The sequence below is a fragment of the Mesorhizobium sp. M7A.F.Ca.MR.362.00.0.0 genome (genome assembly GCF_004023175.1).
GTDB lineage: Bacteria > Pseudomonadota > Alphaproteobacteria > Rhizobiales > Rhizobiaceae > Mesorhizobium.
In genome coordinates this window covers 6,777-17,165 of the sequence record NZ_RZTF01000096.1, presented here as the reverse complement: position 1 = coordinate 17,165, position 10,389 = coordinate 6,777, and the positions used below count along the sequence as shown (strand labels likewise).

The following is a 10,389-nucleotide window of genomic DNA, read 5'->3' as shown; positions in this document are numbered from 1 at the left end:
GCCTGATGCTCGTCCTGTCGTCGCCGTCCGGCGCCGGCAAGTCGACGATCGCGCGCAATCTTCTGGAAAGCGATTCCAGCCTCGAACTGTCGGTCTCGGTCACCACCAGGCCGCGCCGTGGAAGCGAGATCGAAGGCGTCCACTATCATTTTCGGACGATGCGCGAATTCGAGCGGCTTCGTGATTCCGACGCGCTGCTGGAGTGGGCCGAGGTGCATGGCAATTGCTATGCGACGCCGCGCGAACCGGCCGAACTGGCGCTGTCCGAGGGGCGCGACATGCTGTTCGACATCGACTGGCAAGGCGCCCAGCAGCTCAAGGAGAAGATGCGCGCCGACATTGTCTCGATCTTCATCCTGCCGCCATCGATGAAGGAGTTGAAGGCGCGGCTGAAACGTCGCGCTGAAGACCAGGAGGCGGTGATCGAGACGCGGCTGAAAAACGCCCGCAACGAGATCGAGCACTGGAAGGAATATGATTTCGTCATCGTCAATGATGACCTTGACCGCGCCTTCGCCGAAGTGCGCGGCATCGTCGTCGCCGAGCGGCTAAGACGCGACCGCCGGCCAGGCCTGTTCGATTTCGTCTCTGGACTGTTGGACGAGAAGACGGGCTGAGACCTCTTCCTTCGCCCCGTTCACGGGGAGAAGGTGGCCCGAAGGGCCGGATGAGGGGCGGTGCTGGCATTTCAAGGTTCGTGCTGCCCCCTCATCTGCCTGCCGGCATCTTCTCCCCGTAAACGGGGAGAAGAGAGCTACACCGCATTGGTCAGCCGCACGAATTCCTCGACGCTGAGCGTCTCGGCGCGGCGTGTCGGATCGATGCCGGCGCGTTCGAGCAGGGCCTCGCCGCCGAGGCTTTTCACGCTCTGCCGCAGCATCTTGCGACGTTGGCCAAAAGCGGCTTCTGTGACGCGGCCGAGTTTCTTCACTTCGGCGGGCAGGGGCGTCGGGCGCGGCACCAGATGCACCACCGAGGAGGTGACCTTTGGCGGCGGCGTGAATGCCTGTGGCGGTACGTCGAAGGCGATCCTCGCCTCCGTCCGCCAGCCGGCAAGAACCCCCAGCCGGCCATAGCTGTCGCTGCCGGCAGGCGCGACGATGCGCTCGGCCACCTCGCGCTGGAACATCAAAGTCATCGAGGTGTAGAAAGGCGGCCAGTCGCTGACCGTCAACCAGCGCACCAGCAGCTCCGTGCCGATATTGTAGGGCAGGTTGGCCACGATCTTGACCGGGCCGCCATTGCCGGTCGCTCGACTGGCAAGGCCTGTGAAATCCGTCTTCAGCGCATCGCCGGAAACAACCTCCAGACGGCCGGGATAGTGGTCGGACACTTCGGCAAGAGCAGCCAGGCAACGTTCGTCACGCTCGATGGCGATGACGTGACGCGCGCCGTTGGAAAGCAGGGCGCGGGTCAGCCCGCCGGGACCGGGACCGACCTCGATCACGGTTGCATCGGACAAGTCGCCGGCGGTGCGCGCGATCTTGCCTGTGAGGTTGAGGTCGAGCAGGAAATTCTGGCCGAGCGCCTTCTTTGCCTGCAGCCCATGACGCTCGATCACCTCGCGCAGCGGCGGCAGCCCGTCGATGCTCATGCCCGAGATCTCATACCGCAACCGCCTTCGTGTTCGTGTCGGCCAGCCGCCGGGCAAGCTTCAGCGCCGCTATCAGGCTGTCGGGCCGCGCCACACCCTTGCCGGCGATGTCGAAGGCCGTGCCGTGGTCGGGCGAGGTGCGGATGAAGGGCAGGCCGAGCGTGACATTGACCGCCTCGTCGAAAGCCAGCGCCTTGGCCGGGATCAGCGCCTGGTCGTGATACATGCAAAGGGCCGCGTCGTAGCCCGCCCGCGCCCGGACATGGAACAACGTGTCGGCCGGCAAAGGGCCGAAAGCGTCGATGCCATCGGCACGCAGGATGTCGACCGCCGGGCGCACGATCCGCTCGTCCTCGAGGCCCATGGCGCCGCCTTCGCCGGCATGCGGGTTGAGCCCGGCAATGGCCAGCCTCGGCTTGGCGATGCCAAAGCGGCCGGTGAGATCGGCAGCGGTGATGCGCGCGGTGGCGACGATCAGCTCGGTGGTCAGTGCCTTCGGCACCTCGGCCAGCGCGATGTGGATGGTGACGGGAACGGTGCGCAGGTCGGGTCCTGCCAGCATCATCACCGGCATCGCCTCGACGCCGCTGTGCCGGGCCGCCAGATGCGCCAGATACTCGGTGTGGCCGGGGAAGCGAAAGCCGGCGTCGTAGAGCGGCTTCTTGGCGATGGGGCAGGTGACCACGGCCGAGGCTTCGCCGGCAAGGCAATCGGCGACGGCGCGGTCGATGGCCTCGATGGTGGCAGCCGCATTGGCCGGATCCGGCCGGCCGAGACTGTCGATGCAGCGGGCAGTCAGTGGAACGATCGGCAAGGCGCGGGCAAAGACCTGCGCCGCTTGCGCTGATGTCGTTTCGACGACCGGCAGCGAAATGCCGAGCAGGCGCGCCCGGGAGGCGATCAGCGCCGGATCGGCGAGCAGGTAGAAGGGGGGCAGGGCGGCAGCTTCGCGCGCCATAAAGGCGGCGATGGCGATCTCCGGCCCAATGCCGGACGGATCGCCGGCGCTCAACGCGAGCGCAGTCACTGCGTTGCTCACGTCAGCGCTTGACGATGCGGGCTTTTGCCTTCAGCTCGTCGACATATTTCTTGCTGAGCGCGTCGGCATCCTTGTCGCCGCCGGAGCCTTCGGCCTGAAACGCCATTTGGGCGACCTTGTCGTCGGACACTTCGCGCGACGAGCAGATGCCGATGAATTCGACGCCGCGTTCGGTTTCGCGCGTGGCGGTGGCACCGCCGACTTTGGTCGCCTTGATCTGCTCGGCCCAGTCCGGCGGCAGCTGCGGCGCCAGCACCCGGCCCAGATCCCGAACGGTGACGTCGATCAGGCCCTTGGCGAATTCGCGCGTCGTTTTGCAGCCGTTGAAGCGGGCGCGCATGGCGTCGGCCTCGCGCTTGCGTTTGCCCAGCGTCGCGCTGCGTTCAGCCGCCGGAACCACGAAGATGACCTGCTGCAGCATGTATTCGGTGGCGCTCGGTTTGGCGCCGCCTTTTTCGAGCATCTTTCTCACGAGATCCTGCTCGCTGACGGCACCGGTGCCGTCGCCAGAACGGTAGCGCGCGCTCAAAGCCTGGTTCCAGGCCATCTGGGCGCGGATGAATTCCTTGAAGTGGCTCTTGGTGACGCCTGACTTCTCCATGACGCCGTCAAGCTGGCTGAGCTGCATCTTGTTGCTCGAGGCAAAGCGCTGATACGCCGCCTCGACTTGTGCGTCGCTGATGCGGATGCCAAGCCGCTTGGCCTCGGCCATACGAAGCGTCTGGTCGATCATTTCCTGGCCGGCATCGCCCTTCTTGCGCTGCAGCTTCAGGAAGGCGGCGCGATGGGCTATGTCACCGGTGGTGACCGGAATGTTGTTGACGACGTATTTGATCTCGCTGGCGAAAGCCGGCGGCGTCATTGCAGTGATCGACACGGACGTCGCCGCCACGAGCAACGCGAAACCTGCTGAAAAGAGGTATTTCCTCATCGTTGGTATCCCAATTCTATCCCGGTCCCGCCCAATTTCATCTTTCCAGGTGCGCGAAATCCGTGCCAGCCCTATGCGGCGAAACGATGTCGCCGATTGTTACTGGATCGTGTCGATGGCACTGGTCGACGAGCCGAATTCGCCGAGGGTGCGGAACGACAGATTGAAGCCGATGGTCTGCGACACCTCCCTGGTGTTCAGATCGCGCGACTGCGAGTAGGTCATCAGATAAGTGAAGCAGGAATCGTTGTAGGCGAAGCCGACACCGTCCTTGACCAGCAGGCTTTGCTGCAGGTCGTAGGTTCCTGTGCCGAAGACGCGCCAGTTTTCGGCCAGATGCGTGGATGCACCAAGTGTGACTTCGTGACGGTCTTCCGTGAAACCGTACAGCGGCTGGGCCTGGATGAAGGCGTATTTGGCGCTCAGCGACACAGGCAGGCCGGAATAGGCGGCCTTCACCTCGGCACGGCGGACCTCGAAACTCTGTTCGTCGAAACGGCCGCTGACCGAGGCCGCGAAGCCGTTGGGGCTGTTGATGCCGAACAGGCCGACATAGTCGGATTTGGTCGTGTCGAGGCCGGAATTGGCGCCGACATTGACCAGATCCGGCGCGGCAAAGGAGTTCTCGCCGCCGATCTGATAGGATTGGCCGAAAATGGCATTGGTACCCCAGCCATTGTTGTACGAGCCGGAATAGCGGAGGCCGACATTGGCGCGCGAACCGCCTTCGACGCGGTCGTAACCGGAGAACTTGTCGCGCTCGAACAAGGTGGTCGCGTCGAAGACCATGCTTTGGGCGTCTTCGTTGGGCACTGAGAGGCCGCCGACATATTGCTCGTTCGGACGCATGAAGACCTGCGCCATTGGCTCGATGACATGGCTGGACCCGCTGGCCATGGAAAACAGCACCGGCCAACGCATCTCGAGGCCCGCGGTTGCCATGTAACGGGCAAATGACGAGCGCATATCGTCCTGCTCGCCCAAATGCGTTGCCATTCGGTCGATGGCGTCTAGCGAAGCCGACGATGCGTTGAGGTAGTCCACATCGCCCTGCAGCGCGAGCAACGGCGTTAGCACCAGTCCGTCATCTGTGACGAAACTCCGCTTCCACTCGGCCTCGGCGGTGAGACGGCCCGATTCGCCTTCGATGCCGCGGACGCGCTGCGTCGGAGTGAGGGCATTGTAGGGCTGGACGAAGGTCTCATCGACATCGTCGCGGCGGATGACACGCGCGTTGACATTGAGGGACAGCTGGCCGCCGGCCACCGAGGCATCAGGAATATAGGCGTAATCGAGCGACGGCAGCACCCAGGGCTGTTGTCCGCTTCGCGCAGAGATATTGTCGTCAGGCGTATCTTCCTGCACATCGAAATGCATGGCGCGCACGTCGAAATAGTTGCGGCCGTTGAGACCCGTCAAGTAGACCGACGACTGGTGGACGCTGCTATTGTACTTGTCGATGCCGTAGGTGTTCGAGAAGTTCTTGTCGGTCTGCAGCAGCACGTCCCAGCCGAAGTTCCAGCGTGAATTGATGGCGAACTGCCCCTGGGTACCCATCATGCCGCGGAATTTGTTGGGATCGCCGGCGCTGCCCGAATTGACGTTGTGGCCAGAGCTGGATGGGAAGGCAGTGGTGTCGAGGAAAGCGTCGGGATTCTGCTGGTGTATCCCGGCGATCTTCAAGCTGTACTCGCCATTGTCGAAGCGCTGACGCCACTCGGCCTCACCGAGGAAACCCTGCTTGGTATAGCCGGTGCCGGTGACGGTCAGGTCGTAGGTCGGCGCCAATGCGAGATAATAGGGGACTTTCACGCCGACGCCGAGATCGCTCTTGTAGATGATGCTCGGGATCAGGAAGCCGCTCTTGCGCTTCACCGTCGGGTCGGCAATTTCGAATGCAGGCAGATAGGCAAGCGGAAAACCGAAGAACTCGAAATTCGCATTCTCGAAGCGAACCGTCTTCTTCTCGCCGTTCCAGATGATCTTCTTGGCCTTGACGCGCCAGGTCGGCGCTTTGTCCGGCTTATCCTCGCACGGCTCGCAGGCGGTGTAGACGCCATTGTGGAAGGTGGTCAGCACGCCGCCCATGCGTTCTGCGCTTTCGGCGGCGAAATAGGCCTTGTCGATGGTTTCGACCCGCAACGCATTGACGAAGCCGTCGGCGAAGTCATCGGTGATGTCGATATGTTGCGAATTGATCTTGGTGCCGTCGCTGTTGATGACTTCGACGTTGCCGCTCGCGACCATCCGCTTGGTGTTGCGGTTGTATTCGACGCGCTGGGCGACAAGGCGATTGCCACCATAGTCGATCTGCACACCGCCGACGGCGGTCACGGTCTGGTTGTCGTTGTTGTAGACCAGCGTATCGGCAGCCAGCAGCATTTGCGAGCCGGCTGGAACCGATGTCGCCATGTCGCCGACGTCCTGCGCAAGCGCCGGTGCCGGAACGGCGTAGGCAAGCACGCACGCCAAGGCGGTCGCCGCATAGAGGCGCGCCAAACCGGCCTGCCTGTTGCTGGGCAAAAACGCCTCCCTCACTAGCCGTCTTCCTTGTATAGCAGGAAAGTCACCCCGAAGAACATAGCCACCATGACCGGTACCCAGGCGGCTACGACAGTCGGCACGAATCCCGCCACGCCGAATGCCTTCACCAGCACCGAAACGACATAAAGCAGAAAGCCAGCGATGATGCCACCCAGAATCATCGTCGCCGACTGCCCCATCCTAGCAAATCGCATTGAAACCGTTGCCGCGATCAGCGTCATGGCGACGAGAAGGAACGGCAACGCCACGAGCGAATCAAACTGCATGGCAAAAGCATTTGCCTTGAGGCCGAAGGAGCGGGCAACCTCGACCTTTCCGGGCAGGTCATAGAAGGGGATGGTTTCGGGGCGCGCCAGCCGCTCTTGCACGAATTCGGGCTTTAGATTGGTCGGTACGCGATCGGTTGCCGATGCCTGGATCGTGCCGTTCTGGAATGTCTTGACGTCCTGCAATTCCCAATAGCCGTCGCGCAGGAAGGCACGGGCGGCGTCCTTGCGCTCGACGATGTTGCCTTGCGGGTCGAGAATGAAAAATACGACATCGGCCATTTCCAGGCCCTGGTTCAGGATGGCCCGCGCACCGATGATGGTGTCGCCCGAACTGGTTTTCTGCCGGATCCAGGGCGCGGCATCGGCCGAGACCGTATTCGATTTGCCGGAACGCAGCTGGGTTTCAATCTGCTCGGACCAGGAGAATGCGTGCGCGGCGAGTGGATTGATGACGCCAACCGACAGGACGCCGAACAGCAAGGCTCCGATACAGCAGGGCAAGAGGAACTGCCAGGCGGAAACACCGGCGGAACGGGCGATGACCAGCTCGTAGCGCCGGTTCAGCGACACCAGCGTGGCCATCGCCGAGAAGAGACCGACGAACGGCACCGTCTGCAGCATGATCATCGGCATACGGAGGCCTGAAATGGCTACCGCCGTGCCGTAGGTGAAGCCGGGCAGGCCGGTGGTGCGGCCGGACAGCTCGGTGAAGTCGATCAGGAACACCAATGCCAGGAGGCCGATGAAGAACCAGATGGTGATCGTCACATAGCGGAAGAAGAAGTAGCGGCCCAGTGTCCAGCCCATCAGCCGACCCCTTGCCCTGATGCGCCGCGCCTGGACAAACGCAATTTGAAAGCATTCCAGCTGTCAGCGATGCGCGTGGCGAAGTTTGTCATCCAGTCCGCCCAGGTCACCGGCAGTTCCAGTGTTCGGTTGGAGACGATGAACCAGATCGCCACCGCGGAAGCCACGATCGGCACGCCATAGACCATATACGCATATTGCGGGACCTCATCCGCCTTGCTGGCGGCAAAAAAGCCCAGCCAACGCACGAACAGCGATATCGTGATCGCCGTGATCAGCGGATTGACGCGCGCCTCGCGGTGCGAGCGCGCATCCCCGGCGACCGCAAGCGCGATCAGCGCGAAAACCATGGAATAGGTCCATTCCGAGAACCGTTGGTTGACCTCGGCCCGGTATTCGTAGGGGTTCTGCTGATAGTACTTGTCGTTGGCGCCCGGGTTGAGCAGGTACTGCGTCGTCTGGTCCTTGGGCAGGAGCGTCACCGCCGAAGCCGCCGCCATGAAGGCCGACATGTCGAAGGCATAGGAGGTAAAGCGGATGACGGAGAGATCGCCGGTCAGCGTTTTGCGATGGATGACGCCGTCATTCATCATCAGCACCTTTTCACCGCCGCGTTCGACGATGCTGCCGGTCTTGGCGTAGTAGACGAGGTTGACGCCTTCCTCGCGCGAATCGGCGACGAAAATGCCACCCAGCCGATTGTCGGGAAGGCGCTCACCGATCTGCAGGAACAGCCCGTCGTCAATCTTGCGGAAGGTGCCTTCCTGGATGATCAACGACAACAGATCCGCGCGCGACGAGGCCACCAGTGCCCGGTTCTTCTGCCGTGCGTAAGGGTCGATGCCGTTGTCGACGGCAAAGGAAAAAACGGCGGCGGCGAGCGCCAGCAACATGATCGGCCGTACGATCGTCCAGCGCGAGGCCCCCGCGGCGTTGACGACGGCGAGTTCGGAATCCGAATTCATCACACTGAGTGTCTGTGCGACTGCCACCACCAGCGCAAAAGGCACCACGATCGGGATGATCGACGGAAGGATGAGGGCGGCGACTTCGAAGAAGGTCAACGCCGACTGGCCGCTGTCTGTCACCAGATCGATCTTTGCCAGCACCTGTGTCGTCCACACGATCGCCAGCGTCCACACAAGAGCGGCCATGAAGACCACGAAAGCGCGGCGCATGATGTAGCGTTCAACGACCTTCATGAAGGCTTTTCTCGATTTTTTCGAACGGCATCATGCCACCGAACAAGGTAGCTGTCCGGCAGCGCCTGCACAACTGGCTCCATCAGATGGTCGATCCGGGTTCTGTCCCACATTACGCCCCCCGGCTGGGCGGAGTGTCGGCGGGAATGGATAAGAAAGGGCGAACATCGATGGTTAACAACAGGTTGCGGCAAAAAGCGGGGCCGTGCCGCGACGAATCGTCATCGATTCCATAGGTCATATGGGATGCCAATTCGGCAAAGTCTTGCCAAATGCCGGAAAACGACCAAATGTCGCGCATCGTTTCGAACCGCTTCCCCAAAAGTCGCGCATTCCCTGAAAGCAGGACATGATGAATCAAAGACCGTCGATCGCCTTCGCCAAATTTTCCGGGTCCCAGAGCGCGGTAAACAAGAAGGGCACTGTCTTCGTGTTCGCGGCGGATGAGGGCGGCCTGAGTGACGTCGCCAAGGCCGGCGATCCCGGCAAGACATTGGAGCGGGCCTTTCCCGTGGCTGAGTTCATGGGCAAGTTCGCCAGCACGGTGGAAGTTCTGGCGCCGCAGGGAGCGTCGCTCGACAGACTCGTGGCGATAGGCACCGGCAAGGTGTCGGGACTGGACGAATATGCGTGGCTGAAGCTTGGCGGCACCGTTGCCGCGTCGCTGCGCAAGGCGACCGAAGTGGCGGTGGTCCTCGATGTGGCCGGCGCCTCGCCGAGTGCGAAGGATGCGGCAAACCTTGCCGCGGGCATTCTCCTGCGCAGCTATTCCTTCGATAAGTACAAGACCAGGAAGGACAAGGACGACAGCAAGGCAGAGCCGAAGAAGCCGGTCAAGGTGACCATCCACACCGCCGATCCGGCCGCTGCGAAGAAGGCCTTCGCCGATGCCGAGGCGGTGATAGACGGCGTCCTGCTGGCGCGCGACCTCGTCAACGAACCGGCAAACGTGCTTGGACCGGTCGAGTTCGCTGCCCGCGCCAAGGAACTCGAGGCGCTAGGCGTCAAGGTCGAGATATTGGCTGAGAAGGAAATGAAGAAGCTCGGCATGGGCTCGCTGCTCGGTGTCGCGCAAGGCTCGCCGCGCGGCGCCCGCATGGCGATCATGCAGTGGAACGGCGGCAAGCCGAAGGACAGGCCGATCGCCTTCGTCGGCAAGGGCGTCACTTTCGACACCGGCGGCAATTCCATAAAGCCGGCCTCGGGCATGGAGGATATGAAGGGCGACATGGGCGGTGCCGCCGCCGTCACCGGCTTGATGCATGCGCTGGCGGCCCGCAAGGCGAAAGCCAATGTCGTCGGTATCATCGGACTGGTCGAAAATGCTGTCGACGGTCATGCCCAGCGTCCCGGTGATATCGTCACTTCGATGTCGGGCCAGACCATCGAGGTGCTCAATACCGATGCCGAGGGCCGCCTCGTGCTGGCCGATGCGTTGTGGTACTGCAACGACCGCTTCCAGCCGAAATTCATGGTCAATCTGGCGACGCTGACCGGCGCCATCATGGTGGCGCTCGGCCAACATTATGCCGGCCTGTTTTCCAACAATGACGAGCTGGCCGAAAAGTTGTCGGCGGCGGGGCAGGCGACGCAGGAACGGCTGTGGCGCATGCCGCTCGGTGCCGAATACGACAAGCTCATCGATTCCAAGAACGCCGACATGAAGAACATCGGCGGCCGTTTTGGCGGCGCCACCATTGCGGCGCAGTTTCTGCAGCGCTTCGTCAAGGAAACGCCATGGGCTCATCTCGACATTGCCGGCACGGCGATGGGGGCGCCGTCGAACGAGATCAACCAGTCCTGGGGTTCCGGTTTCGGCGTCAGGCTGCTCGACCGGCTGGTGCGCGATAATTATGAGCAGTGAACGGGTTCAATCACTATAGGCTGAAGCGATGGCCGACGTCCTGTTCTACCACCTGACCGAATCGACGTTGGAGGATGCGCTGCCAGGCCTCCTGGAGCGCATCCTCCAACGTCGATTCGGTCAGGTGGTAGAACAGGAC

The 10,389-nt window shown here is 62.3% G+C and carries 8 protein-coding genes and 1 pseudogene; 3 read left to right on the top strand and 6 right to left on the bottom strand.

All coding sequences use genetic code 11. The features are described from left to right. Positions 1–617, top strand: a 617-nt coding sequence (gene gmk / locus EOC06_RS14680) for a guanylate kinase (protein ID WP_245469602.1), incomplete at its 5' end; no start/stop codon positions are given. 137 nt (positions 618–754) lie between these two features. Here gmk and rsmA read toward each other — a convergent pair. From rsmA to lptF, 6 genes are all read right to left on the bottom strand, one after another. After that, positions 755–1,594, bottom strand: a complete 840-nt coding sequence (rsmA, locus tag EOC06_RS14675; RefSeq protein ID WP_127380786.1) for a 16S rRNA (adenine(1518)-N(6)/adenine(1519)-N(6))-dimethyltransferase RsmA — start codon at positions 1,592–1,594, stop codon at positions 755–757. 10 nt (positions 1,595–1,604) lie between these two features. Beyond that, positions 1,605–2,633: a 4-hydroxythreonine-4-phosphate dehydrogenase PdxA gene (gene pdxA / locus EOC06_RS14670; RefSeq protein ID WP_128308105.1), complete on the bottom strand. Its 1,029-nt coding sequence runs from the start codon at positions 2,631–2,633 to the stop codon at positions 1,605–1,607. A gap of 1 nt (position 2,634) precedes the next feature. Continuing rightward, positions 2,635–3,564, bottom strand: coding sequence for a peptidylprolyl isomerase (locus tag EOC06_RS14665; protein ID WP_127321184.1), 930 nt, complete (start codon positions 3,562–3,564; stop codon positions 2,635–2,637). A gap of 99 nt (positions 3,565–3,663) precedes the next feature. Continuing rightward, complete coding sequence (locus EOC06_RS14660) at positions 3,664–6,102, bottom strand: LPS-assembly protein LptD (RefSeq protein ID WP_164761802.1); 2,439 nt, start codon at positions 6,100–6,102, stop codon at positions 3,664–3,666. Next, positions 6,102–7,187 carry an LPS export ABC transporter permease LptG gene (gene lptG, locus EOC06_RS14655; protein ID WP_031213741.1) on the bottom strand — a complete coding sequence of 362 codons (1,086 nt, stop codon included), beginning with the start codon at positions 7,185–7,187 and terminating at the stop codon, positions 6,102–6,104. The genes EOC06_RS14660 and lptG overlap by 1 nt, the downstream gene beginning before the upstream one ends. Further along, the gene (gene lptF / locus EOC06_RS14650; RefSeq protein WP_127267686.1) at positions 7,184–8,386 is read right to left on the bottom strand and encodes an LPS export ABC transporter permease LptF; all 1,203 of its coding nucleotides are present in this window, start codon (positions 8,384–8,386) and stop codon (positions 7,184–7,186) included. The genes lptG and lptF overlap by 4 nt, the downstream gene beginning before the upstream one ends. Positions 8,387–8,738: 352 nt before the next feature. Here lptF and EOC06_RS14645 point away from each other — a divergent pair, with 352 nt between their 5' ends. Both EOC06_RS14645 and EOC06_RS42540 read left to right on the top strand, forming a co-directional pair. Beyond that, positions 8,739–10,250, top strand: a complete 1,512-nt coding sequence (locus EOC06_RS14645) for a leucyl aminopeptidase (protein ID WP_128308106.1) — start codon at positions 8,739–8,741, stop codon at positions 10,248–10,250. Between the two features lie 28 nt (positions 10,251–10,278). Then, positions 10,279–10,389 (top strand): annotated as a pseudogene (locus tag EOC06_RS42540) (DNA polymerase III subunit chi); the annotation flags it as partial.